Here is a 24294-nt window from a genome sequence, read left to right as displayed (position 1 = left end):
AACTCCCCGTGAGACCAGACAGCCCAGCCAGGGCACGGGAAAGTCGTATCCGGGCCACGTGTTTTCAAAGGAGAGTTCCAATGTCGAACAAACCGATCATGGCAAAAGCCACCGCCGTCTGGCTGGTGGACAACACCACCATCAGCTTCAAACAGATTGCTGACTTCTGCGGACTGCACGAACTGGAAGTTCAGGGCATTGCCGATGGCGATGTGGCCACCGGCGTGAAAGGCTTTGACCCGGTTGCCAACAACCAGCTTGACCCGTCCGAGATCGAAAAGGCCGAGGCCAACCCGCTGCACAAGCTGAAGCTGAAATTCTACGCCGCAGCCGTGGGCGAAGAGAAACGCCGCGGCCCGCGCTATACCCCGCTGTCAAAGCGTCAGGACCGCCCGAACTCGATTCTGTGGCTGGTGAAGTTCCACCCGGAACTCAGCGACGGTCAGATCGCCAAACTGGTGGGCACCACCAAGCCGACCATCCAGTCGATCCGCGAGCGTACCCACTGGAACATCCAGAACATGGAACCGATCGACCCGGTGGCGCTTGGCCTGTGTAAACAGTCTGAGCTGGACCTCGCCGTGCAAAAGGCATCGAAATCGGCAGACGCAATGTCTGATGACGAGCGCCGCAAGCTGGTTTCGACCGAGCAGAGCCTTGCCATGGATGCAGAGCCGAAAATGCCGTCGGCCATCGAAGGGCTGGAGACATTCACGCTGTCCAATGAACCCAAGGAAGAGAAAGAGGAAGTTCTGGATGCAGACAGCTTCTTCAATCTGCCTTCGGGTGATGATGCGGACGAAGACGACAGCTGATCCCCCCCCGCAAGCGCATTTCGAACCCCGGCCCGGCCTCTCCGGCGCCGGGGTTTTCATTTGTGTCTGAAACTGCACCCCCTAAAGTCACCTCTGAAAATTGATTGCATTTTGCAGACGATTTTCTTCATTCCGTTAAGCCCCTGTTCACCCTCTTCATCCCATTCTGCCAGACAGACAGGAACGCAGAATGCGGAGATGCGGGTATGAAGATTGATGATGTCCTGGCACAGGAACGGCGCGCCAGAATGGCCGCTGAGAGGCTATTGGCCCAGAAACAGGCCGAGCTGTCCGATGCAAACCGGAAGCTGTCCCTTCATGCCCGTAATCTGTCTGAAGAGATTGTCGAAACGCGCGAGGACCTGAAGGAAACGCTCACCGAAAACTCGTTGGTCAAGGCTGATCTGGAACGCGCGACGGAAGAGATTGTGATTGCCAAGCGGCGTCTGTGGGACAGTCTGGAAACCATCGAAGACGGTTTTGCGGTTTTTGACCAGAACGAATGCATGATTGCCGCAAATTCCGCCTATCTGAAACCATTTGACGGGTTGGAATGTATTGCCCCCGGCATTTCCTATGTCGAGATCCTGCACGCGGTTCTGGATGAAGGCATCGTTGATATCGGCACCATGCGTCCCCTGGCCTGGCGCGATATGATGCTGACCCGCTGGCGCGCCCCCAAGCTTGAACCGCACACACTGCGCTTGTGGGACGGCACCTATATCAAACTGGTCGACCGCCGGTCCGGTGATGGGGATACGGTTTCTCTGGGACTGAACATCACCGACACGATTCAATATGAAGCCAAACTGAAAGAAGCGCGCTTCAAAGCCGAAGCTGCAAACCGCGCCAAGTCTGCCTTTCTGGCCAATATGAGCCACGAAATCAGAACCCCCATGAACGGGGTGGTTGCCATTGCAGAGCTGCTGGCCGAAGGGGAGCTGGACGAGGAGCAACAGCTTTATGTTCAGACCATCAAGAATTCTGGCGAAGCCTTGCTGACCATCATCAATGACGTGCTGGATTACTCAAAGATCGAAGCCGCCAAGCTGGCTCTGAAAACCGAACCCTTCGATCTGGAAGCCAAGCTGCACGATGTGGTTACGTTGCTCATGCCCTCCATGCAGGAGAAAGGCCTCGAAATCTCGGTGGATTTTGACCTATTTGTCCCCACCTTGTTGACGGGCGACCCGGTGCGCATTGGCCAGATCCTGACCAACCTGATTGGCAATGCGGTAAAATTCACCCCGGAAGGGCATGTTCAGGTCCGCGTTCTGGGGGTCCCGGTCGATGGGGGCGCCAAACAGAAAATTCACATCACCGTCGAAGACAGTGGCATCGGCATTCCTGCCGAAATGCAATCCCATATCTTTGGTGAGTTCAATCAGGTCGAAGACGAGCGCAACCGGCGATTTGACGGCACCGGCCTTGGGCTTGCAATCACCAAGCAACTTGTCGAGCTGATGCATGGGGAAATCTGGGTCGAAAGCGAGGAAGGCAGCGGGTCCTGTTTCGGCTTGCACATGACCCTTCCTGTTGTTCAGGACGTCGAAATCCCCAATCTTCCTCTGGGCTTGACCACGGCAACATTGTTGATGGATGCGGGACTGCACCAGACAACCCTGTGTAAAAGCCTGCAGGCGATGGGGTTGGAGGTTCACCGGATCACCAGCCCGGACGCCCTCCCATCGGAACTGAACGGCCATCACGTTCTCTTTGTTCAGGAAGAGATTCTTGCCCGTGCAACCCCCACCATGCTGCACGGCCTCTCTTCGGCAAATGTCCGTGTCATTCAAGTAAACAGTCAAAACCATCAGGCGGCGGCCCCGATGCCCCCCAACTGCAGAATTGACCGCACCCTGTCGATGCCAATCCTGCGTCAGGAGCTGTTCCAGACACTTCAGGAAATCGACTTCAAATCAGTCTCCGCAGAGTCTGCCGCCATCTCAAATGCGCAAGACACGCTTGAGGCCGTGGCAGAGCTTATCACCGCCCCACAGGCGAACCCGGCTTCTCCCGCCCCTGTCACCGAAACCGAACACTCCGACGGGCATGGCGACGATCAGCCTGCTCAAAACGATTTTCCCCGCCCGCCCGAACAAATGGATCTGCAGCACCTGCCAGAGGCACCGTTGCCACGGCTCCAACCACAGCCCGAGCAAACATCCTCTCCGATCCAGAACGACCAGACCGCTTCACAGGACCCCTCACAATCTTGCCCGCTGCCCCCCGCTGCGGCGGCCCAAGACTTGCGCCAGATGCGGGTGCTTGCGGCTGAAGACAACCGGACCAACCGGTTGGTATTTTCCAAACTGGTCAAGCCGCTCGATATTGATCTGAAATTTGCCAATAATGGCCGCGAAGCTCTGGAGCTTTTTCAATCCTTTCAGCCCGACCTCGTGTTCATGGACATTTCAATGCCGGAAATGGACGGGAAACAGGCCACGCGCTGCATTCGCGAACTCGAAGCCGAACAAGGGTTGCCGCATACCCGCGTCGTCGCGTTGACCGCCCACGCAATGGCGGGAGATGCCGAGGAGATCTTGCGTCACGGATTGGACAAACACCTGACCAAACCTCTGAAGAAACCACTGATCATTGGTGAGATCCGGGACAATTGCCCCATCAACGCCCGCCCACCGCTTCTTGAGGATTAATCCCCAGCTCAACCCTCGGCATCACGCAGAAATGCCAGGCTGTCACCGTCACTCATTTCAGGGTGATATTGATAGCCACCCAGATCAAACCCCTTAAGATCCTTGGGATCTGTCAGCCGGTTTTCCATCACATATCGCGCCATCGCCCCGCGTGCTTTCTTGGCATAGAAGGACACAATTTTCGGCGTGCCACTTTTCATTTCATAAAAGCTTGGTGTGATCACCCGGGGGATCAGGATATCCCGGTTCGCCGCTGAAAAATATTCCACCGAGGCGCAATTCACCAAGACAGAGGAGCGGGTTTGCTCGGCCCGTGCATTGATCGCCTCGGCGATGCGGTCTCCCCAGAACTCATACAGGTTCTTGCCCCGCGCATTTTTCAACCGAGATCCCATTTCCAGGCGGTGTGGCGCAATCAGGTCTTCGGGGCGCAAAAGTCCGTAAAGGCCGGACAGGATGCACAGGTGATCCTGCGCATAACGGCGCGCATCCTCTCCCAGAGAGGGTGCATCCAACCCTGCATAGGTGTCACCCGCGAACATCTCCAGCGCCTGTTTTTCCCCCTGACCCGAACCAAAAGCGGCAAATCGCTGCGCATTGAGCGCGCCAAGTTTGGGGGAAATATGCATGAGTTTTTCAAGGTCCTGCGTCGTCAATGCGCCAGCCGTGCGGGCAAGCTCGCTGGCCTGGTCCAGATAGAGCGGCGTACTGCCACCTTCAGCCTTGGGGTCTGTTTCATCCAGACGTTTCGCGGGGGACACCACAACCAGCATCACGCATTCTCCATCAAAATTTCCAAAAACACCGGCCCGAACCGTTCCACCTTGGTCTCATTCATCCCCCGCACCCGCGCAAGATCCGCAAGGGATCCGGGTCTGCGCTCGGCAATCTGGCGCAGGGTGCCCGGTGTCAGGGTCATGTATTTTCCGCAGCCATCTTCACCCCGCAACAACCGGGCGGCGGCCTCTTCCAGCTGATCGTAAAGCCCGGCCTCGTTCCGGCCGGCAAGTTTCCGACGCTGCGGATGCAATTCGGGCGCATCCCCCGCAATGACTGATAAGAACGCATCCCCATAGGTTTCAAGCTTCTTCGCCCCCACCCCGCCAATGCGCGCCATCTCATCCAGATTTCCCGGACGTTTCTCAGCCATTTCAATCAAGGTGCGGTCGGTGAAGACCACGTAGGCCGGCACGCGGGCGGCCTCGGCCAAAGCGCGGCGCTTGGCCTTCAGGGCAGACAGAAGCGGCGCGTCCTCTTCGGACACCATCATCTTTGCAGCCGGACGACGGGACGGCTTGAGCATATCGCGGCGCAGGTGGACCTGCTCTTCCCCGCGCAGCACCGGATGCGCCTTGGGCGTGATACGCAACGCGCCATGGCGCGCCGGATCCGGACGCACCAGATCCAACCCAAGCATCTGTCGGAAAATGGCCTGCCACAGCCGTTTGTCATGTTCACGCCCCACGCCGAATGTGGGCAGATTGTCATGCCCCCGTTCGCGCACCCGTTCAGTGGCATTTCCGCGTAGAATGTCGATCAGATGCCCGGATCCGTAGCTTTCGTCAGTGCGCAGCGCGGCAGAGAGCGCCTTCATCACATCTACCGTGCCATCAAACAGCTCGGGTGGACGTTCACAGAGGTCACAATTGCCACAGGGTTCGGAGGTTTCCCCAAAGTAGGCAAGCAATTGCTGGCGGCGGCAACCATGGGCTTCGGCCAACCCCAAAAGCGCATTGAGCCGCCCGTGATCCGCCCCGCGGCGTTCGGGCGAGGCCAGGCCCTCGTCAATCTGGCTGCGACGCAGGCGGATGTCATCGGGCCCAAAAAGGGTGAGGGTTTCGGCGGGGGCCCCATCCCGGCCCGCCCGGCCGATTTCCTGGTAATATGCCTCAATGGATTTGGGCAGATCGGAATGTGCCACCCAACGAATATCCGGTTTATCAATCCCCATTCCGAACGCAATCGTGGCAACCACGATCAGCCCGTCTTCCTGTTGGAAGCGACGTTCGACCTCTCGCCGGTCATCGGCCTCCATCCCACCATGATAGTGGATGGCACTATGCCCCGCATCCCGCAAAGCCCCTGCCAGAGTTTCGGTGCGGGCACGTGTGCCGGAATAGACAATGCCGGACCGCCCGCGGCGGGCATCGGCGAAATCAAGGATTTGCTTGCGCGGATTGTCCTTCGCGGCAAAGGCAAGATGGATATTGGGGCGATCAAACCCGTGCAGGAAGCTGCGCGGCGGGTCGCCGTCAAACAGCTTTTGCACAATCTCGTCACGGGTTTCCTGATCTGCGGTTGCGGTAAACGCGGCAAGCGGGACATCCAGTGTGCGCCTGAGTTCACCAATACGCAGGTAATCCGGGCGGAAATCATGCCCCCACTGACTGACGCAATGGGCCTCATCCACCGCAATCAGCGTGGTTCCCGCACGTCGCAGCAGGTTCACGGTGCCGCCAGAGGCCAGCCGCTCCGGCGCCATGTAAAGAAGTTTCAGCCGCCCATCGGACAGCGCCGCAAACACGGCGTCATTTTCTTCCTCGGTATTGCCAGAGGTGAGCGCCCCGGCCTCAACCCCCGCCGCCTGCAGCGCGCGCACCTGGTCGCGCATCAAGGCAATCAGGGGTGAGATCACCACCGTCACCCCGTCGCGCACCAGGGCAGGAAGTTGAAAACAAAGGGATTTTCCGCCACCCGTAGGCATGATGGCGAGTGTATTTTCCCCCGCGACCACGGCGTCCACAATCTCGGCCTGACCAGGCCGAAAGCCATCAAATCCGAAGACGGATTTCAGAAGATCCAGATCACGGGGCATATGGGCAGCTGCTCGTTTCTTATGACGGGCAGAGTCTCATACCCCGGCGTTCAGAACAAGGGGGGTTAGGGCGTTGTTCAGTAGATCCCCATCGCCGCATTCACCAAGAGGCGTTGCGCGGCGTAAAGACCGATGATCACCACCAGCGGGGACAGATCGAGCCCACCGGTTGCCGGCAGAAAGCTGCGGATCTTGGCATAGACCGGTCCCAGCAGTCGCTCCAGCCCGTACCAGATCTGGGCCACCAGCTGTTGGCGCAGGTTGAGCACCTGGAAATTGATCAGCCAGGACATCACCACATGGGCGATCACGATATACCAGGCGATTTGAATGACAAACAGCAGCGTTTGGATCAGGGCCAGCATGGGTGTTCCTTTCTTGGTCTTCATCCCATCTAGGGTCATGGGATCAAAAGGGCAAGGGTGACGCGCGGTCCTGGTTGACGCGGCGTTCGCACGATGGGCAAGAGATCAAAAACGGAGCTCCCCATGTATCCCTTCCTGCGCATGATCAAAGAGTTGGCGAAAAATGCCAATGCCTCCCCCCTGCCGGTCACGGGCACCCATGTGAGCCATCACCGCTGCTGGCCCTGGGATCTGGACCTGTGGCGCGAGCTGAACAACGGACGCACGCTGACCCTGTATGATCTGGGCCGCATCCCTCTGGCCGGGCGCACCGGGCTGACACGGGTCTTGCTCAAAAACCGCTGGGGGCTGACCATGGCGGGGGCCAGCGTGCGGTATCGCAAACGGATCAAGATGTTTGAACGGGTCGAGATGCACTCGCGCCTTGTCGGGTGGGATGACCGCTTTTTCTATGTGGAGCAAAGCATGTGGAAGGGCGATGACTGCGCCAACCAGATTGTCTATCGCTCTGCGGTAACCGATCGGAACGGGATCGTTTCGACAGATCGTGTGCGCGAGGCGTTGGGTCATGTGGACAGGCCACCGCAACTGCCCTCCTGGGTGCAGGCATGGATCCACGCGGATGCAATGCGGCCATGGCCCCCGGAACAGCCCACACACAAAGCACAGCCGGAAAATTCAGCCGCCAACGTGGCGTAAAGCGCACGGGCCACCTTGCCCTGTCCCTGCAAACCCTGTTTGATCCATTTCATAAACAGCAATATCACCGGACAGCAGGGACAACACCATGGCAGAGATTTCGGCGCGCAAGCGTATCTGGGGCTGGTTCTGGTTCGACTGGGCCAGCCAGCCCTACAATACGCTGATCCTGACGTTTGTCTTCGGGCCATACGTGAAATCCCTGATCGGCGACGGTGCCGAAGCCCAGGCAACCTGGGGGTTCACCGTCGCCCTCGCCGGTGTCTGCATCGCATTGCTGGCCCCCGTGCTGGGTGCCATTGCCGACACATCCGGCAATCGGCTGCGCTGGATCTGGCTGTTTTCGATCATGTATGTCATTGGTGCGGCTGGCATCTGGTTTGCGATCCCCGGCATGGAGAATCTGACCTGGATTTTTGCCAGTTTCGCCATTGGCCTCATTGGCATGGAGTTCGCCACGATCTTCACCAACTCGATGCTGCCCGACCTTGGCACGCGCGAAGAGATCGGGCGGATTTCCGGAAATGGCTGGGCATTCGGGTATGTAGGCGGACTGCTGTCGCTTGTGATCATGCTGACGCTGTTTGCGGAAAACCCCGAGGGGCGCACGCTGATCGGGATCGAGCCGCTGCTGGGGTTCGACCCGGATCAACGCGAAGGCACCCGCTTTGTCGGGCCGCTGACCGCCATCTGGTATGCCCTGTTCATGGTGCCGTTTTTCCTGTGGGTGCGCGACCCGAAACACACCAACCCCAACCCGCAGATGATCAAACACGCCATACTGGATCTTGGCCAAACCCTGCGCAGACTGCCCAAATCACAAAGCCTGTTTGCCTATCTCGGCAGCTCGATGTTCTATCGCGATGCGCTGAACGGCATGTATACTTTTGGCGGTATCTATGCGGCGGGTGTTCTGGAATGGAGCGTGGTCAATGTCGGCATTTTCGGCATCGTGGCCATTATCACCGGCGCGGTATTTGCCTGGCTTGGCGGTAAGGCAGACCACCGGTTCGGCCCCAAACCCGTGATCCGGTTCTGTATCCTCGCCCTGACGGCGGTGGCCGTCAGCGTGGTTTTCATCTCGCGCGAACAGGTGTTCGGCATGGTGGTGGGGGCAAACAGCGCAGCACCTGATATCGCCTTTTACATCATCGGTGCGGTGATCGGCGCGGCCGGAGGGGCCCTTCAATCAGCCAGCCGCACCATGATGGTGCGTCAGGCCAACCCCGAACGCATGACCGAAGCGTTTGGCCTTTATGCACTCGCAGGCAAGGCCACCAGCTTCATTGCACCCTTTTCAATCGGGGTTGTCACCGCCCTCACCGGCAGCCAGCAACTCGGCGTAACCCCGCTGATCGCCCTGTTCATGCTGGGACTTTTCCTGCTGGTCTGGGTTAAACCTGATGGCGAGCATGAATGAGGCCCTGATCATGAGCAAACACATCCTGTCCCTGCCGGCGATTGTTCTGGGCCTGTTGGCCACCCTCAGCAGCCCGGTACAGGCAGAGCGCCCTGCAAAAGAACTTTTTGGCAAGGCCCAGGCAGGATCCGCCCAACGTGCGGCTTCTTACGGCTCCTATGCCAAAGGCTGTGTGGCGGGCGCAGTGCAATTGCCGCAGACCGGTCCGACATGGCAGGCCATGCGCCTGTCGCGCAACCGAAACTGGGGCCACCCCGAGCTTGTGGATTTTGTTCAGGACCTGTCCCGAAAGGCCGCCCGCCAGACGGGCTGGAAAGGGCTTTACATTGGTGACATGAGCCAGCCACGTGGCGGGCCGATGCTATCGGGGCACCGCTCCCACCAGATCGGGCTGGATGCCGATATCTGGATGCTCCCCCCCACCCGGCTGAACCTGAGCGTGGCCGAACGCGAAAAAATCTCCTCGATCTCAATGCGGCGGGCCAAAGGGGCCTATGTGAATGGCAGCTGGACACGCCAGCACCACAATATCCTCAAGGCCGCCGCCCAGGACCCTCGCGTGGCGCGGATCTTTGTCTTCCCCGGCGCCAAGGTGCAGATGTGCAAAGATGAAAAAGGCAACCGGGCGTGGCTTCGCAAGATCCGGCCCTGGTGGGGGCATCACTATCATTTTCACGTGCGGTTGAAATGCCCGAAGGGCGCGCGCGGCTGCGAAAATCAGGCCCCGCCTCCCAAGGGGGATGGCTGCAAGGATGCCGAAAAATGGGTGCAGGACATTCTTTATCCACCTCCCCCGCCCCCTAAACCTTCGAAACCACGCAAACCGCGTGGTCCCCTCACTCTTTCGGATCTTCCAGCACAATGCGGCGCGGTCTTGTCTTCACAATAGCGGCTTTCTTGATCCTGCTCACCGCGTTCGGAGAAGCGCAGACAGCGGGCAAGGCATCTTATCTGCAGTCCTTCCGCATGCGTGGCGAGGGGCCAAATTTTGGTGGGTTCTCCGGGTTGGAACTCGGCAAAGACGGTCTCAGCTTCACTGCAATCACCGACCGGGGCTTTTTCATCAAGGGACAGATCAGTCGCAATGAAAACGGCCGGATCACCGGCATAAGCCAGACCGCCCCGGAAGGGTTACGGACCGACAAGGGCAATCCCCTCCCCCGTTTTTTCAATGACAGCGAAGGGCTGGCAATTGCCGAGGACGGACAGAATTATGTCAGCTTCGAAGCCAAGCATCGGGTGCAGACATATGCCACGCTGGGGCAACCGTCCCGCAACCTTCCGAAACACCCCGATTTTGACAAGATGCAGGTCAATTCCTCCTTTGAGGCGATCGCGGTGGACCTGCAAGGCACGCTTTTCATGTTGCCCGAGCGCAGCGGAGATACTGAAAACTTTCCGATCTACGAGCTGCGACCTGGTGCCGACCACTGGCTGAAACGGTTCAGCATCCCACGTCGCGGTCCGTATCTGCCGGTGGGGGCCGATATCGGTCCGGATGGCAGGCTCTACCTGCTGGAACGCCACCTTGCCGGCATCCTTGGGTTTACCAGCCGGGTGCGCCGGTTTGACCTGGGGCCTGCGGGACCGCAGAACGAGGTGGAGCTGTTACGCTCTGGCCTGGGGGTGCATGACAATCTGGAAGGCATTGCCGTGTGGCGCGATGATCAGGAGCAGATTCGGCTCACCATGATCTCGGATGACAATTTCCAGTTTTTCCAAGTGAGCGAGATCGTGGAATACGTGGTGCCCAACGCCCCATGATCATGCGCTGCCCTGACGTAAAGGCTTCGCCATTGGGAAATTGGGGCTTGAATTGTTGACAATCGAGCGGTATGCCCAGCCCGCTTTTGGGGCAATGCAAGAGGCACCTTCCCAGAGGCCGAGTCGCCGCTACCTTGATAAAACGGATCAAAAACATGACCAGAATCCTACCTGGCGTAATCGCCATGGCCGCTGTTGTGGTGGCCTCGAATATCCTTGTTCAGTTCCTCCTGCTTGACGGGCTGCTCACCTGGGGGGCCTTCACCTACCCGCTTGCCTTCCTGGTGACCGACGTGATGAACCGTGTCTATGGCGCGGGGCCGGCACGAAAAGTTGTGTTCGCTGGCTTTGTGGTTGGCGTCATCTGTTCGCTGATCGGCAGTCAGATCATGTTGCAGGGCGAGGGGTTTGAATATGCCGCGGTCCCGCTGCGTGTTGCAGTGGCATCGGGCGCCGGTTTCCTGACCGCCCAGCTGCTGGACGTTGCCGTATTCAACAGCCTGCGCGACGGCAAATGGTGGCGCGCGCCACTGGCGTCGACCCTTGTGGGATCGGTAGTTGATACTGTGTTGTTTTTCACCATCGCATTTTCGGCCTCGATCACCTTTTTTGGTGCCGATGCCGATGCCGCCATCAACTGGGCCTGGGACCCTGCCCCCTTCCTGACGTTTGGCCCGAAAATGCCGCTTTGGGTCTCACTTGCCGTTGCCGACTGGCTTGTAAAATTGACTCTTGCTCTCGTTGCGTTGATCCCATTCCGGGTCATTGTCACGAAACTTTCACCAAGTGTTGCGTAAAAAGTTTTGACAAATACCAAATATGTGGCACCATCCTATTATCGCTAACATTGAGAAAGGAGGTGTCCATGTCGAGAGATGCAAAGGAGCGAGGTGCCGGGACAGTTTAGGTCACGCGCCTTCCGAGCAGCCTCGGAAGGTCACGTGGGCCAAAGTTGGCGGGCAGTTTTCAGATTGAGGCCCGGCTAACCGGCCCCACCTCCAAAATCTCGAAGGGTCGTCCCACAGGCGGACGGCCCTTTTCTTTTGGGCATCCCCTGCCATCATTTCCTGACAAAACTAGTTTTCTAGTTTTCTAGTTTTCTAGTTTTCTAGTTTTCTAGTTTTCTTCGAAAGCCCTCATTTCCCTGGTCAATCAAGTCGCCTCTTCCATTTTGGATCCAATCCGCTAGGGTGCCCTCATGATCCGCGTGACTGACACAATAACCCTGCAAGATTGGGAACTGACCGAGAGCTTCACCCGCTCCTCAGGACCCGGTGGGCAGAATGTCAACAAGGTCTCGACAGCCGTTGAACTCAGGTTCGAAGCCGCACGCAGCCCTGCCCTGACCCCCGCGGTCAAAACGCGACTGAAGCGTATCGCAGGGCGAAAATGGACCCAGGACGGCGCGTTGATCCTTCGGGTTGAAGATACAAGATCACAGGCGCGCAACCGTGAAATTGCCGCCGAACGGCTGGCCGAGATGATCCGCAAGGCCCTCGTTGCCCCGAAACGCCGCATCGCCACCCGCCCAACATTAGGATCAAAGAAACGTCGCCTCGACGCCAAGAACAGGCGCGGGCAGGTCAAGGCTCTCCGGGGCCGCGTTCAGGAGGAATAGATGTCCGACACTCCCAGCCCCACCGCCAGAATTCTGGCCCGCCGTGAACAAAGGCTCGGCCCCAATATGACCACGTTCTACGACAATCCTGTGCACCTGGTACGCGGTGAAGGGGCCTGGGTCTGGGACGCCGATGGCAACCGCCTGCTCGATTGTTACAACAACGTGCCGCATGTAGGTCATGCGCACCCGAAAGTGGTCGAGGCGATTGCCAAACAGGCACTCACCCTGAACACACACACCCGTTATCTCCACGAAGGTATCCTTGACTACGCAGACCGGCTGACCGCCACATTGCGCCATGATCTGAGCGCCATGATCATGGTATGCACCGGTTCCGAGGCCAATGACATCGCCCTGCGCATGGCCCGCGCGGTGACGGGCAAGACCGGCATTATCGGCACCGACAACACCTATCACGGCAACACGGATCTGGTGTCGCATCTATCCGCCAAGAAAACACCCATCGGTGGCCATGTGGACTGGGTGAAACGCGTGCCTGCCCCGGACAATCTTCGGCCGCTTGGCGGGTCACACGACACCCACGCTCAGACCTTTGCCGATGGTGTCCAGAAAGCCATCGACGAGCTTGAAGCCACCGGTCATGGTTTTTCTGCCCTGATCCTCGACCCGTTTTTTGCCAATGAAGGCTGCCCGACCCTGCCCAAGGGCTTCCTTGACCCAACTGTCGCTGTGGTGAAACGTGCGGGCGGGGTGATTATTGCAGACGAGGTGCAGCCTGGTTTTGGTCGCACTGGCCATGACTTCTGGGGGCATGAACGTATTGGACTGGTGCCGGATATCGTGACGATGGGCAAGCCGATGGGCAATGGGCATCCGGTAGCCGGGGTCGTGGCAAAGCCCGAAATCCTGGCAGAATTCCGCAACGCTTTTGGCTATTTCAACACCTTCGGCGGCAACCCGGTCTCGGCCGCCGCAGCAATGGCCGTGCTGGATGTCCTGGAAGAGGAAAACCTTGTCGAAAACGCCCGCGACACCGGCGGGTACACGCTGGATCTGCTGCGCCAGATTGACCATCCCTATATCGCAGACGTGCGCGGCTCCGGGATGTTTCTTGGGGTGGAGTTCGTCACAGATACCGCCCTCACCCCTGCCGTGGAATTCACCAACCAGCTGATGGAAGAGATGCGAAATCGCGGCGTGATCCTGCATTCGATGGGGCGCGAGTATCACGCAATCAAGATCCGCCCACCGATGTGTTTTGACCGCAACCAGGCCGATCTTTTGGTCGACACTTTGTCCGCCGCGCTGAAGGAGATGCCCGTATGAGCGAGCTCAAAGAGGCGCTGAAAGCCTGGGGTGCACAGCATGTGCGACTGATCAAAGATCGCGAAAACGCGGTGCACGAGGTGCGGGTTGGCAAAGATCGCGCCGCCCTGCGCCTGCATCGGCCCGGATATATGTCCGCCACTGCGATCCGCTCCGAACTCGACTGGATGGGCGCACTGTCGCAGGCAGGGATGGAGGTGCCCGCCCCGATATCCACCCGGGATGAACAGGCTGTGATTGCCCTCTCGACCGGGCGCCTGGCAACAATGGTGACCTGGGTGGACGGGCGGCCCATCGGCGACGGGGGGGTGCCGTTTGACATGCCCATCAACGAGCAGGTCGCGCTTTACCATAAGCTGGGCCGCGAACTGGCCCGGCTGCATAATATCACCGACACGCTGACCCTGCCCGATGGATTTACCCGCCACCGCTGGGATCTGGATGGGCTGCTGGGGGAGGCCCCGTTCTGGGGACGTTTCTGGGAAAGCCCCGCCCTGTCCAAAAGCGATCGTCACCTGGTCAACCGCGCGCGTGCCGTGGCCTGGGACCGCGCGCAGGCCTATCTGGAAAACGGCGCCGATTTCGGCCTGATCCATGCAGATGCCCTGCGCGAAAACGTTTTCATCAAGGATGGTGAGCTGATGCTGATCGACTTTGACGATGCGGGCTTTGGCTTCCGGCTTTACGAACTCGCCGTGATGATGAGCCAGAACGAAGACGAACCCGCCGCCGACCAGATCCGCGATGCCGCCATCGCCGGCTACCGCGAATTGCGCGACTTTTCCGCAGAAGCCGAAGAGCTTTTGCCCATGTTCATCATGTTGCGCCGCTTTGCCTCGATGGGCTGGGCCGTGCCGCGGTATGAGCTGAGCGACCCAGCGCTGATTGGGTATACGGAGCGCGCAGTCGCAGCCGCCCGGCGGTTTCTGGCTTGACCTCCGGGCGCCAGTTGCAAGAATTTGACCAAACGCACCACCCGGAGCAACAAGATGCAGACTGCCGACACCGCCCTTTTGGTCATTGACCTGCAAAATGATTTCTGCCCCGGAGGCGCGCTCGCCGTGACCGGCGGGGACGAGATCGTCGCACCGATCAATGCGCTGCTTGAGGAATTCCCGGTCAGGGTCTTCACACAGGATTGGCACCCGGCGGGGCACAGCTCGTTTGCGTCCTCGCATGATGGCAAATCCCCGTTTGACACCATCGACATGCCCTATGGCCCACAAGTGCTCTGGCCTGATCACTGCGTGCAGGGCAGCGAAGGGGCAGCCTTTCATCCCGCGCTTCTGACCGACCCCGCTGACATGGTGATCCGAAAAGGGTTCCGCCCCGAGATCGACAGCTATTCCGCCTTTTTCGAAAACGACCGGACCACACCCACCGGGCTTGAGGGGTATCTGCGCACGCGGGGGGTGGAGAAGATCCTGATGGTTGGGCTGGCCACCGATTTCTGCGTGGCCTATTCCGCGATTGACGGGGCGAACCTCGGCTTTGATGTCACGGTAGACACGGCCCTTTGTCGCGCGATCGACCTTGAAGGCTCCCTGAAGGCTGCCCGCGATCAGATACAGGCAGCGGGGGTAACGCTGCGCTAACCCCCCTTTCCCTTCTGTCAGATGCCGGTTTAATCTGATCAAAACTTACTGGATGGACCCATGGTCGATATTGCCACCCGCGTCTACAATCACAGCTTCAAGGTCGATCCGATTGTCCGGTCGTTGATCGACACGGATTTCTACAAGCTGTTGATGTGCCAGTCGGTGTTTCGCAACAAGCGTGACACGCGGGTCGAGTTCAGCCTGATCAACCGCTCGATCCATGTGCCCCTGGCCCGACTGATCGACGAAGGGGAGCTGCGTGAGCAGCTGGACCATATCCGCTCACTCAGCCTCTCACGTGGCGAAAGCACCTGGCTGCGCGGCAACACGTTTTATGGCAAACGCCAGATGTTCCGCCCGGATTTCATGGAATGGTTCGAGAACCTGCGCCTGCCTGCCTATCATCTGGAACGGGTTGGCGATCAGTATGAACTGACCTTTGAGGGCAGCTGGCCCGAGGTAATGATGTGGGAAATTCCAGCGCTCGCTGTTTTGATGGAGTTGCGGGGACGCGCGGTTCTGGGCGGAATGGGCAAGTTTGAGCTGCAGGTTCTTTATGCCCGCGCAATGACCCGCATATGGGAAAAAATCGAACAGATACGACAGCTTGACGGATTGAAACTGGCAGATTTCGGCACCCGTCGCCGCCATTCCTTTCTGTGGCAGGACTGGTGTGTGCAGGCGATGATCGAAGGGCTGGGCGACAGTTTTGTCGGCACGTCAAATTGTCGGATTGCCATGAAGCGCGACATCGAGGCGATCGGCACAAATGCCCATGAGCTCCCGATGGTATATGCGGCACTGGCAGAGGACGACACTACATTGCGGCAGGCGCCTTATGATGTCCTCGCCGACTGGCAGGAGGAGCATGACGGCAATCTGCGTATCATTCTGCCCGACACTTACGGCACCCAGGGTTTTCTGGACCACGCACCGGATTGGCTGGCCGGATGGACAGGGATTCGCATCGACAGCGGCGATCCCGCGGCAGGGGCAGAGATTGCAATCGACTGGTGGACCTCACGCGGTGAGGATCCACGCGAGAAAATGGTGATCTTCTCGGACGGGCTGGACAGCGCAAAGATCATGGAGCTGCATCAACAGTTCCGAGGCCGTGTAAAGCTCAGCTTCGGTTGGGGCACCCTGTTGACAAATGACTTCCGCGGGCTGGTCCCGGACGATGCGCTGGCGCCATTTTCCCTGGTCTGCAAGGCCGTGTCTGCCAATGGGCGCCCGACGGTCAAACTTTCGGACAACCCGAATAAGGCGATGGGGCCGGAGGCGGAAATCGCCCGCTACAAACGGGTGTTTGGCGTGGGGCACCAAGCCGCACAGGCGGTTGAGGTCTGAAACATTTTGCCCCTCATCGGGGCCGCCAATTCTAAAACGCTTTAATACGAGTTCTGATGTGGTTTCCACTGCATCCGGCGATACACCCGACGCGCGCGCCGGCCGGGCAGCGGAAGGAACATGGCAGCGGTCAGATACAGAATGTAAAGATCAAGACGGATCGACTTATGTTTCTGATACAAAAGATCTATTCGGGCTTTTCGAGGCACGGAACGGCGCAGATAGACCTCTTCTGTCTCCTGCGGGCAGGAACATTGTGTCAGCAACCATTCTTCATGCCGATGGATCACCACGGACGCCAGCCCGGTGATGCCGGGGCGATCCTGCAAAACCTGCGCATAAAGGTCGGGACATGCCCGCACATAGCGCGGTTCCGGCGGGCGCGGACCAACGAAACTGATATCCCCCTTGATCACATTGATCACCTGCGGCAGTTCATCCAGGCGGAATTTGCGCAGGATGTGACCAATTTTTGTAATCCGGCTGGATTTATGCCCGCCCGTCACCCCCTTGTTGTTGCGCTCATGCACAACTGACATGGTGCGAATCTTATAGAGGCGAAATTTGCGGCGCGGCGATTTCATGCGCACCGACCGGTATAAAAACGGGTGCCCGTCATAGTGAACCGCAAGGACATAAAGCACGATCAGCATCGGCGCGATAAGCACCGACAACAGACAGGCCAGAGCCAGATCAAATATCCGCTTTGTCGTCAGTTGTCTGTTCCTCTCGCCACTGACCCCGGTCAGGGTTTCCCCTTCAGCCCTGAGAACAAGCCGCGCTTTTCCGCTGAACTCTTTTGGCTGCAACTTGGTCATGCGTATAAATCCTGCGCTTCCCACGGTCGAGGGGAGCATATCACGAGAAATGACTACCTTTAGGGTTGTAGCTTCTTCTCAAGGATTTAGCTACATTTTCCCTGTAAAAAAGCGGCGGAAATCTGCCGTTCTCCCTCAATAGTTGATGATTTCAAACAATTCGAGGTGAGTTTCTCCCGTTCTGGGGGAAACCGGTGGATCCGCAAATTTTCGCCACAGGAATGCCCCTTTCATATGATTCCTTGCGAAACGTGACACACACATGAGACAGGTGACCCATGTTGAAATCCACTTTTCTTGCCATTGCGCTGCTGACCAGTGCAGCAGTGTCAGCCGAGGCCGGATGCCGTCTGCAGCAGGTTTCCGGTGCAAATGCCCCGCTTCCGGCGAAGAATATCAACCGGGCTTTGCTGAATGCTGCCGTGATCGCGCAATCAAACTATGCGCGTTGCAAAAACGGCCTACCGCCCCTGAAAGGTGTCAGCGGCATGTCCAAACAGGCCGTGGCCCACAGCAAATGGATGGCAAAGTCACGCAAACTGACCCACAAGGGACGCACAACACTGATGGCTCGGCTGAAGGGCTCTGGTGTTCGCTTCAAAACCGGTGCTGAGAATATCGGCCTGTTCAGCCTGTATCGCATAGACGGGGTGATGACCCGGGATATTGACCTGAGCAAGTGCCGCATTGCCTATATGGATGGCACCCCGGTCCCGCGCCACAGCTATGCCTCTTTGGCCAAACTTGCCGTGGAAAGCTGGATGGCATCATCCAAACATCGCAAGAATCTGTTGATGCGCAAAGCCCATATGGTGGGCAATGGATCGGGCGTCGACTTGAAGGCTGCGCGCTGCGGAAAAGTCTACTTGACGCAGATTTTTGCCGGTTGACCCCCTGATTTGGCGCATTTTTATTGCAAACCTGCCACATCCGGCCTCTGATACGGCCAGCTTCCGCTCTTAGCCAAAAACAACCTTCCAAACCATTTTGTTCTATGCAAGAAAACTCTGGAAGGCGCGTCTGGTTGGCGCGGCCCTTGTAATTAACTTATGGAGTAATACTCATGAAAAAAGTGATCGCTCTGGCCGCTGCTGGCCTGATCGCCGCAACCCCGCTGGTTGCTGGTAACCTGGAAAACACCGTTGTTGAGCCGGAACTGGTTGTTGTTGAAGAAGCTGGTTCTTCGCTGAACGGCACCACCGGCGCTCTGCTGGGTCTGGCCCTGCTGGCCGGTATCATCGCAGTTGCTTCGGACAGCTGATAAGATTTTCCAGTTCTCTGGATGATCAGAAACGACGAGCCCTGCGGCTCGTCGTTTTTTTGTGCCTAAAGCGTTTCGGTTTTAACCTGATACAGAGCAAAACCGAAACGCTGCAAGAGATATCAATGTCGTGGGCGTTTCGGAATAAACATGTGCCTCAAGTTTATCCCGAAACGCTTTAAAGGCCATCTGGGCCAGGCAGCCCCCAAAAAAAAATGGCCCCCGAAGGGACCATTCAAATCAAAGCTTGCTCTGTCGCGGTCTCACCGCAAGGGCTGCACCAACAGATGCCCTGCGCCCTGGCTGATCCACTGATGGGATTGCACGATGCGACCGGCGGCATCGACCCAATAGCGGTTGTCAAACGACAACCCGCCCGAATAGCGGCACTGCTCTTTCATCAAGGTTGTGTTGCGATCAATTTCACCGACTGCAACGCGCATGTGTTTCTCGACCGACAGATCACATTGGGCCTTGAAACGCGTTGTCTGACCCAAACCGTTCAGATGCTCATAGGTCCGACTGTAACGAGCTTGCCCGCGCGCCTTGATCGCAGAGCGTGCACGCCCCAGATCAGACGCCATCAGATCATCGCCAAACCCACGGGTGCCGATGATCATCCCGTCTTTGAACACAACCGCCAGCTTCCCCGCACTCATCCAGGTGTCCGCGCCTGCATTCGACTGAACCGGGCTCATCGCTGCGATCGCTCCCGATTTGCGGGTCACAAAGGCAATGGGACCGGGCGTGGCTTTCAACGCCGCATTGATCAGCGCCTGATGATCCAGCTTGGGGGCGGGTGCCGCCTGGGGCGTCTTGCCACCCAATTTCCCTTTGATTGCAACACCGATAGATTTGGTGTATTCCGCCGCGATCCGGGGCACCTGGGTGACCGACTTGTCCGATCCACATGCCGACAGGCCCAGCACAGCAACAGCCGCCACCGCAAAAGCTGATCTCGCGCGGTTGATTTTCCGTGTCTTCGTCATCGCCAGAATTTCCCCCAACGCCCGGCCAGGGCATTGCCGTGACCTTCTTTCACCCAGTCATACAAGCGCCCTTCCACGTTCAGGCGCACCCCACCATCGCGTGCCAGCGAGCGGATATCGGTCACTGAACTGCCGCGCGAAGGTTGGCCCAGCGCCCATTCCAGCGGCACGGTAAAGCGGATCCCCTTATCAAAAGATCCCTCGCCGAAATCCTCGGCAGAAGCGGATGTGAAAGTGGCATAGCCGCCAACACGCCAGCCATTGTCAAACACACGGTCCACCGCAAGGGTGCCGCCCCAGTCGCCAGCCAGATAGCGCCCGGCATGGATCTTGGCGTCAAACCCGTTTCCGAAATCGTAATAGGCGGACACGTGACCTGTCGCAGTAGAGTAATCCTGGAACCCCAGCAAAAGGTCATAATCTCGCTTCTGCACCCAGTTCAGTTCTGCCCCTAGGGCAAGCGAACTGTCCATCGGCTTCCACAACAGTTCGGCCGAGACCCCGCCGAACATTTTTTCCAGATAGCCCACTGTAACCCGGCCATACAGGTTCTCCCCCGGTCGCGCATACCAGGCTGCGGTCAGGTGCTCGATGGCTGGGTCACCTTCGCGCGCATAGATGGTTGCGTCTGATCGCACACGGGGCAGATTGGACGGCGCCAAATCCTCGCGGCCGATATTGCCCCAGACCGCTTTCGTCACCGCACCAGACAGGACAAAGCCCGGAGTGACCTGATATTTCGCATTCGCCTTCAGGCCAAACTCTGCACGCACCGGATTGTCGGGGTCAAAAATGCTCAGCTCGGCATAGGGCGTGATGCCCCAGGTGAAATGCGGATAAATCCCAGGGGTCGGCACCATATCTGGACGCCCGCGCGCCTCGGTAATTTCCGCGCGATCAAAAATAGCCGCCGAAGAGCTATGCTCCAGCGCCTCGACATCTGATCGTTTCAACGCCACGGTCGACAGCGCCACACCATTATCCACCAATGTGATACGGAATGTCTCAACCGAGGCTGGCATGGCGCGGGTCAGAAGGCGTGCCGCCCGTCCCACCGCCTGAGCCGGAGAATGGTAGCGCAGGTTTTGCAGCTGCACCTCGACCTCGGTCGCCGAAAGCGCCATCGCCTGCAGTCGCTGACCGTCTTTCTTCAGCGCCTTCGACACAACTTTCTGCAGATCGGGCCGGGCACTTGGATCGGTGATCCATTGCTGGTCCCAGCCACTGGCCCCGCGTGGTTTGACAGGCAGGGGCGCCGTTTCGTTGCCACTGCGCGCAGCCGGTCGGCGCGGGTTGAAATTGAAACTGAACTGGCCGCCGATCATATCCCCGTGCAGGTAGAACAGGCTGAGATTGGTGGTGGGGGACCAGTTGTAGTCCAACATGAAATTGAGCGGTGTCTTCTGGTCGACAATCCCACGCTCAGTTTCCCGCGCATAGGTATCGGGCGAGTATTCCGCCTTGAAGGTCAACTTGTCATTGACCTTGTAGGACACCCCGCCAAACGGGGACATCTCTCCCCGGAACCACTGGTTGGAGCTGAGATTTCCGCCAAGCCCGAAATCAAGCGGAGGACGGTCACCAAAAAGCGATCCGATCGTGTTGCGCCCGGCCAAACGTCCCCAGCCCACACCGCCTGTCACACGCAGGCGATCATCCATGAAGGATTTGGTGGCAACCACATATTCGCTCGAATAAAGCCCGGTTCCGATAAAGTCATTCAGGCCAATCGACACGGCGGGCAGGTATTGGCTTTCATTCAACAGCCGATACCGCAGATCGAAGCTGCGGTCGAAATAGTCATTTTCACCGGGTCTGCCCCCATAGTCCCCCAGCTTCGTATACCGAAAAACTGCGGACAGGCGTGGCGTGACCTGAAAAGCGATGCCACCTCGGAAATGAGTCCCGAACGTGCTAAAAAACAGAGAAAACTCACTATCCGGCGCCACTTCGGCGGTGGGCATATCCACCAGACCCGGCGTGCCGGACAGGTTGTAAGAGGTTGAAACCGTGCCCACTTCAGCCCCGGCTGACACTGGCAGAAGTGTGGTCAATACACCCGCGACCAAGGAAGTTGTAATACGCCCCCGCATTTACCCAATCCATTTTGACAACATTTCCCCTTCCATACTTGATCGGATCACAATTCACATCCCCAAAGCCGCCAAATCTTCATTTCCCAGCCGATTGTCGCCCAATTACACCGTATGCATCCCCGGCTTCCCCGACGTCGGGTGGGGAATTGTAACGTCACGTTATAAAAGCCGGGGGCGCCGGGTCTGCGTTAGGCTTGAAAAAACTGACAGCAACAGAGAGCGCACGATGTCCCTCCTCACCCCTTCCACCGCTTGGGCCAGCGACGAGCACCATATGTATGCGGACATGGCCAACCGCTTCTTCAACGAAGAACTTGCCCCCAATATCGAACGCTGGACAGAAAACGGGATTGTCGACCGCTCGTTCTGGCGCAAAGCGGGGGAGAACGGCATCATGGCTGGTGCGATCCCCGAAGCCTATGGCGGCGCCGGCGGCGATATGGGGTTCGAATCCATCACAATCTATGAACAGACCCGCACCGGAGACTGCGGCTGGGGCTACGGCATCCAGTCCATTGTGGTGCATTACATCACCACCTACGGCACCGATGAGCAGAAAAGCCGCTGGCTTCCGGGGCTTGCTTCTGGGGAAATTGTCGGCGCAATTGCCATGACCGAACCCTCAACCGGCTCTGATCTGCAGGCCGTGCGCACACGGGCCGAAAAGGATGGCAACCAATACAGGATCAACGGGTCAAAAATCTTCATCACCAACGGTCAGGCCGCCGACCTGATCATTACAGTGTGCAAAACAGATCCCGACGCCGGATCAAAAGGCATCTCCCTGATTGTGGTGGAACCAGACAAATGTGAGGGGTTCACCCGGGGCAAGAACCTCAAGAAGCTGGGCATGAAAGGGAACGACACGTCTGAGCTTTTTTACCAGGATGTGAAAGTCCCCCTAACCAATCTCTTGGGCAGCGACGAAGGGCAGGGGTTTTACCAGTTGATGAAACAACTCCCATGGGAACGGTTGCTGATTGCGATCCAGGCGCTTGGCGCGATTGATTTTGCGATCGAGCAGACCGTGGCCTACACGCAGGAGCGGAAGGCGTTTGGGCAGCGTGTGATGGATTTTCAGAACACTCGGTTCAAGCTTGCCGAATGCAAGACCAAGGCGGAAGTGTTGCGCGCCTTTGTCAACGACTGCATTGGGCGGCTGATAGATGGAACTCTGGACGCGCCAACCGCCTCGATGGCGAAATACTGGGGCACCGAGGTGCAAAACGAAATCATGCATGAATGCCTGCAACTGTTTGGTGGCTACGGCTATATGATGGAATACCCGATCGCGCGCCTCTATGCGGATGCCCGGGTTCAGATGATTTATGGCGGGACCAATGAAATCATGAAGGAACTGATCGCGCGCTCGATTGATGTCTGAGGCATGCAGTCACGCATCTTTCCCGAAGCACCCGGGCAAGGGGCTCTGCCCCTCGTCCCCCTCTGCGAGCGGGACTTCACCCCGGGATATTTCTGACAAGAAAAATGCGGTAAGCCTTTCGACTTTTGCTATATTTGCACCCGCAGCATGACCAGGAGATGAACATGACGGTAAACGGTCCCTTGTCCGGGGTGAAAGTGGTTGAGATCCAGGGGCTTGGCCCCACTCCTTTCGCCGCCATGTGGTTGGCGGATATGGGGGCGGATGTGGTGCGCATCGAGCGGCCCAATCTGAAGCCTCTTATTCCGCAGAAAGTTGACGTGCTGAACCGGGGGCGCGGTTTCGTGGCGCTGGACCTGAAGTCGGAAAAGGATCGCGAAATGGCACATGCCCTGATTGGCAGGGCGGACATGCTGATAGAAGGAATGCGCCCCGGAGTGATGGAGCGGCTCGGGCTCGGGCCGGACGACTTTTCTGAAAACCCGCAACTGGTCTACGGACGCATGACCGGCTGGGGACAGTCCGGACCATTGGCCCACGCGGCCGGGCACGATATCAATTATATCTCGATCACCGGCGCTCTTCACGCAATCGGCGGAGATCACCCGGTGCCGCCGCTGAACCTGCTGGGGGATTTCGGCGGGGGTGCGATGTACCTCGTGGCGGGAATGCTGGCCGCGCTTCATGCCGCTAAAACCACGGGCCGCGGGCAGGTGGTGGATTGTGCAATTACCGATGGCACCGCGCATCTGATGGCAATGACTTACTCTCTTTATGGCGCCAACCTGTGGGTAGATCAGCGAGAACAGAACCTTCTGGATGGCGGGGCCCCCTTTTACACGATTTATCAATGCGCTTGTGGTGGGCACATGTCAGTGGGCGCCCTGGAGGCGAAGTTCTACGCCGAACTGCTGGAGCGGATCGGGTTGGACGCGACAGACCTGCCCGCGCAAATGGATATCGAAGCGTGGCCACAGTTGCGCGCTGCCTTCGCCGCCAAATTCCGCGAGAAATCCCGCGATGAATGGGCGGCCCTTCTGGAAGGAACAGACGCCTGCGCCGCGCCGGTTCTGTCGATGGCCGAAGCGCCCGCATATCCTCACAACAAGGCACGCGGGACCTTCGACCAGATTTCAGGGATCGCCCAGCCCGCTGCGGCACCACAATTGCTGGCCACCCCTGGCAACGCGAAACCTGGCGAAGAGAAGACACCACAATCCGTAGAGGGCGTATTGGCTCGCTGGAAATCCTGACCTGAATAGCGACACGTTGTGTCGGAGCGAAACAAGGCAAATTGGCTCAAGCCCCTCAGCCCTCTCGACATCCCTTCTGCCTGTCTTCTTATTTTCTGGTCA

At 58.3% G+C, this 24294-nt stretch carries 22 protein-coding genes; 16 read left to right on the top strand and 6 right to left on the bottom strand.

The features are described 5' to 3' along the window. The first annotated feature begins 80 nt into the window (after positions 1-80). On the top strand, positions 81-815 hold the full coding sequence (locus K3J57_RS00555; protein ID WP_173485969.1) for a DUF1013 domain-containing protein: 735 nt from the start codon (positions 81-83) through the stop codon (positions 813-815). A gap of 206 nt (positions 816-1021) precedes the next feature. Beyond that, positions 1022-3472 carry an ATP-binding protein gene (locus K3J57_RS00550; RefSeq protein WP_259793324.1) on the top strand — a complete coding sequence of 817 codons (2451 nt, stop codon included), beginning with the start codon at positions 1022-1024 and terminating at the stop codon, positions 3470-3472. An 8-nt stretch (positions 3473-3480) separates the two neighbouring features. Here the strand turns inward: K3J57_RS00550 and yaaA are convergent, their stop codons facing one another. The 3 genes from yaaA to K3J57_RS00535 all read right to left on the bottom strand — a co-directional run bounded on the left by yaaA (position 3481) and on the right by K3J57_RS00535 (position 6652). Next, on the bottom strand, positions 3481-4245 hold the full coding sequence (gene yaaA / locus K3J57_RS00545; protein ID WP_259793318.1) for a peroxide stress protein YaaA: 765 nt from the start codon (positions 4243-4245) through the stop codon (positions 3481-3483). Next, the gene (gene recQ / locus K3J57_RS00540; RefSeq protein ID WP_259793316.1) at positions 4245-6287 is read right to left on the bottom strand and encodes a DNA helicase RecQ; all 2043 of its coding nucleotides are present in this window, start codon (positions 6285-6287) and stop codon (positions 4245-4247) included. The genes yaaA and recQ overlap by 1 nt, the downstream gene beginning before the upstream one ends. Positions 6288-6364: 77 nt before the next feature. Then, a complete protein-coding gene (locus tag K3J57_RS00535) occupies positions 6365-6652 on the bottom strand; it encodes a YggT family protein (RefSeq protein WP_173485973.1) in 288 nt (95 codons plus the stop codon). A gap of 123 nt (positions 6653-6775) precedes the next feature. Between K3J57_RS00535 and K3J57_RS00530 the strand changes: the two genes are divergently transcribed. The 10 genes from K3J57_RS00530 (at position 6776) to pncB (ending at position 16391) form a co-directional block, all read left to right on the top strand. After that, positions 6776-7351, top strand: a complete 576-nt coding sequence (locus K3J57_RS00530) for an acyl-CoA thioesterase (protein ID WP_259796676.1) — start codon at positions 6776-6778, stop codon at positions 7349-7351. 88 nt (positions 7352-7439) lie between these two features. Continuing rightward, positions 7440-8771 carry an MFS transporter gene (locus K3J57_RS00525; RefSeq protein WP_259793312.1) on the top strand — a complete coding sequence of 444 codons (1332 nt, stop codon included), beginning with the start codon at positions 7440-7442 and terminating at the stop codon, positions 8769-8771. Then, complete coding sequence (mepA, locus tag K3J57_RS00520) at positions 8755-9660, top strand: penicillin-insensitive murein endopeptidase (RefSeq protein ID WP_375542816.1); 906 nt, start codon at positions 8755-8757, stop codon at positions 9658-9660. Before K3J57_RS00525 ends, mepA begins: the two co-directional genes overlap by 17 nt. Before the next feature lie 8 nt (positions 9661-9668). Beyond that, entirely contained in the window at positions 9669-10535 is an 867-nt protein-coding gene (locus K3J57_RS00515) for an esterase-like activity of phytase family protein (RefSeq protein WP_259793310.1), read from the top strand. 155 nt (positions 10536-10690) lie between these two features. Next, a complete protein-coding gene (locus K3J57_RS00510) occupies positions 10691-11332 on the top strand; it encodes a queuosine precursor transporter (RefSeq protein ID WP_259776374.1) in 642 nt (213 codons plus the stop codon). A gap of 401 nt (positions 11333-11733) precedes the next feature. Further along, positions 11734-12153 (top strand): alternative ribosome rescue aminoacyl-tRNA hydrolase ArfB, encoded by a 420-nt coding sequence (gene arfB / locus K3J57_RS00505; RefSeq protein WP_259785787.1) that lies wholly within the window; start codon positions 11734-11736, stop codon positions 12151-12153. Further along, complete coding sequence (locus K3J57_RS00500) at positions 12154-13443, top strand: aspartate aminotransferase family protein (RefSeq protein WP_259796674.1); 1290 nt, start codon at positions 12154-12156, stop codon at positions 13441-13443. It abuts the gene before it with no gap. Continuing rightward, positions 13440-14378, top strand: coding sequence for a phosphotransferase enzyme family protein (locus K3J57_RS00495; RefSeq protein ID WP_259796672.1), 939 nt, complete (start codon positions 13440-13442; stop codon positions 14376-14378). Before K3J57_RS00500 ends, K3J57_RS00495 begins: the two co-directional genes overlap by 4 nt. 54 nt (positions 14379-14432) lie before the next feature. Next, the gene (gene pncA, locus K3J57_RS00490) at positions 14433-15038 is read left to right on the top strand and encodes a bifunctional nicotinamidase/pyrazinamidase (protein ID WP_259796670.1); all 606 of its coding nucleotides are present in this window, start codon (positions 14433-14435) and stop codon (positions 15036-15038) included. Between the two features lie 60 nt (positions 15039-15098). Next, positions 15099-16391: a nicotinate phosphoribosyltransferase gene (gene pncB, locus K3J57_RS00485; RefSeq protein WP_259793287.1), complete on the top strand. Its 1293-nt coding sequence runs from the start codon at positions 15099-15101 to the stop codon at positions 16389-16391. A 41-nt stretch (positions 16392-16432) separates the two neighbouring features. Here the strand turns inward: pncB and K3J57_RS00480 are convergent, their stop codons facing one another. Then, on the bottom strand, positions 16433-17209 hold the full coding sequence (locus K3J57_RS00480) for a sugar transferase (protein ID WP_259793286.1): 777 nt from the start codon (positions 17207-17209) through the stop codon (positions 16433-16435). A 278-nt stretch (positions 17210-17487) separates the two neighbouring features. On the opposite strand from K3J57_RS00480, the gene K3J57_RS00475 reads away from it, so the two are divergent. Further along, positions 17488-18099, top strand: coding sequence for a CAP domain-containing protein (locus K3J57_RS00475; RefSeq protein ID WP_259793285.1), 612 nt, complete (start codon positions 17488-17490; stop codon positions 18097-18099). Between the two features lie 173 nt (positions 18100-18272). After that, positions 18273-18470, top strand: coding sequence for a hypothetical protein (locus tag K3J57_RS00470; RefSeq protein WP_173485985.1), 198 nt, complete (start codon positions 18273-18275; stop codon positions 18468-18470). A gap of 263 nt (positions 18471-18733) precedes the next feature. Here K3J57_RS00470 and K3J57_RS00465 read toward each other — a convergent pair whose 3' ends face one another. Further along, entirely contained in the window at positions 18734-19459 is a 726-nt protein-coding gene (locus K3J57_RS00465; protein WP_259785772.1) for a YjbF family lipoprotein, read from the bottom strand. After that, on the bottom strand, positions 19456-21513 hold the full coding sequence (locus K3J57_RS00460; RefSeq protein ID WP_259793275.1) for a YjbH domain-containing protein: 2058 nt from the start codon (positions 21511-21513) through the stop codon (positions 19456-19458). Before K3J57_RS00460 ends, K3J57_RS00465 begins: the two co-directional genes overlap by 4 nt. Before the next feature lie 268 nt (positions 21514-21781). Here K3J57_RS00460 and K3J57_RS00455 point away from each other — a divergent pair, with 268 nt between their 5' ends. Together K3J57_RS00455 and K3J57_RS00450 are read left to right on the top strand one after the other, a co-directional pair. Continuing rightward, a complete protein-coding gene (locus tag K3J57_RS00455; protein ID WP_259793272.1) occupies positions 21782-22939 on the top strand; it encodes an acyl-CoA dehydrogenase family protein in 1158 nt (385 codons plus the stop codon). 164 nt (positions 22940-23103) lie between these two features. Next, complete coding sequence (locus K3J57_RS00450) at positions 23104-24192, top strand: CaiB/BaiF CoA transferase family protein (protein ID WP_259796667.1); 1089 nt, start codon at positions 23104-23106, stop codon at positions 24190-24192. Positions 24193-24294 lie beyond the last annotated feature (102 nt).

The organism is Aliiroseovarius crassostreae (assembly GCF_025137635.1).
In the GTDB taxonomy this organism is placed as follows: domain Bacteria; phylum Pseudomonadota; class Alphaproteobacteria; order Rhodobacterales; family Rhodobacteraceae; genus Aliiroseovarius; species Aliiroseovarius crassostreae.
The sequence above is the reverse complement of the archived record's forward strand: the minus strand, read 5'-3'. Positions and strand labels throughout refer to the sequence as shown.

Coding starts and splice junctions, on each gene's coding strand:
- K3J57_RS00535 (WP_173485973.1), bottom strand. CDS start 6,652: ATGCTGGCCCTGATCCAAACGCTGCTGTTTGTCATTCAAATCGCCTGG.
- pncB (WP_259793287.1), top strand. CDS start 15,099: ATGGTCGATATTGCCACCCGCGTCTACAATCACAGCTTCAAGGTCGAT.
- K3J57_RS00455 (WP_259793272.1), top strand. CDS start 21,782: ATGTCCCTCCTCACCCCTTCCACCGCTTGGGCCAGCGACGAGCACCAT.
- K3J57_RS00450 (WP_259796667.1), top strand. CDS start 23,104: ATGACGGTAAACGGTCCCTTGTCCGGGGTGAAAGTGGTTGAGATCCAG.
- K3J57_RS00495 (WP_259796672.1), top strand. CDS start 13,440: ATGAGCGAGCTCAAAGAGGCGCTGAAAGCCTGGGGTGCACAGCATGTG.
- K3J57_RS00470 (WP_173485985.1), top strand. CDS start 18,273: ATGAAAAAAGTGATCGCTCTGGCCGCTGCTGGCCTGATCGCCGCAACC.
- K3J57_RS00530 (WP_259796676.1), top strand. CDS start 6,776: ATGTATCCCTTCCTGCGCATGATCAAAGAGTTGGCGAAAAATGCCAAT.
- K3J57_RS00525 (WP_259793312.1), top strand. CDS start 7,440: ATGGCAGAGATTTCGGCGCGCAAGCGTATCTGGGGCTGGTTCTGGTTC.
- K3J57_RS00475 (WP_259793285.1), top strand. CDS start 17,488: ATGTTGAAATCCACTTTTCTTGCCATTGCGCTGCTGACCAGTGCAGCA.
- yaaA (WP_259793318.1), bottom strand. CDS start 4,245: ATGCTGGTTGTGGTGTCCCCCGCGAAACGTCTGGATGAAACAGACCCC.
- K3J57_RS00555 (WP_173485969.1), top strand. CDS start 81: ATGTCGAACAAACCGATCATGGCAAAAGCCACCGCCGTCTGGCTGGTG.
- mepA (WP_375542816.1), top strand. CDS start 8,755: ATGGCGAGCATGAATGAGGCCCTGATCATGAGCAAACACATCCTGTCC.
- recQ (WP_259793316.1), bottom strand. CDS start 6,287: ATGCCCCGTGATCTGGATCTTCTGAAATCCGTCTTCGGATTTGATGGC.
- K3J57_RS00500 (WP_259796674.1), top strand. CDS start 12,154: ATGTCCGACACTCCCAGCCCCACCGCCAGAATTCTGGCCCGCCGTGAA.
- K3J57_RS00510 (WP_259776374.1), top strand. CDS start 10,691: ATGACCAGAATCCTACCTGGCGTAATCGCCATGGCCGCTGTTGTGGTG.
- K3J57_RS00480 (WP_259793286.1), bottom strand. CDS start 17,209: ATGACCAAGTTGCAGCCAAAAGAGTTCAGCGGAAAAGCGCGGCTTGTT.
- arfB (WP_259785787.1), top strand. CDS start 11,734: ATGATCCGCGTGACTGACACAATAACCCTGCAAGATTGGGAACTGACC.
- pncA (WP_259796670.1), top strand. CDS start 14,433: ATGCAGACTGCCGACACCGCCCTTTTGGTCATTGACCTGCAAAATGAT.
- K3J57_RS00465 (WP_259785772.1), bottom strand. CDS start 19,459: ATGACGAAGACACGGAAAATCAACCGCGCGAGATCAGCTTTTGCGGTG.
- K3J57_RS00550 (WP_259793324.1), top strand. CDS start 1,022: ATGAAGATTGATGATGTCCTGGCACAGGAACGGCGCGCCAGAATGGCC.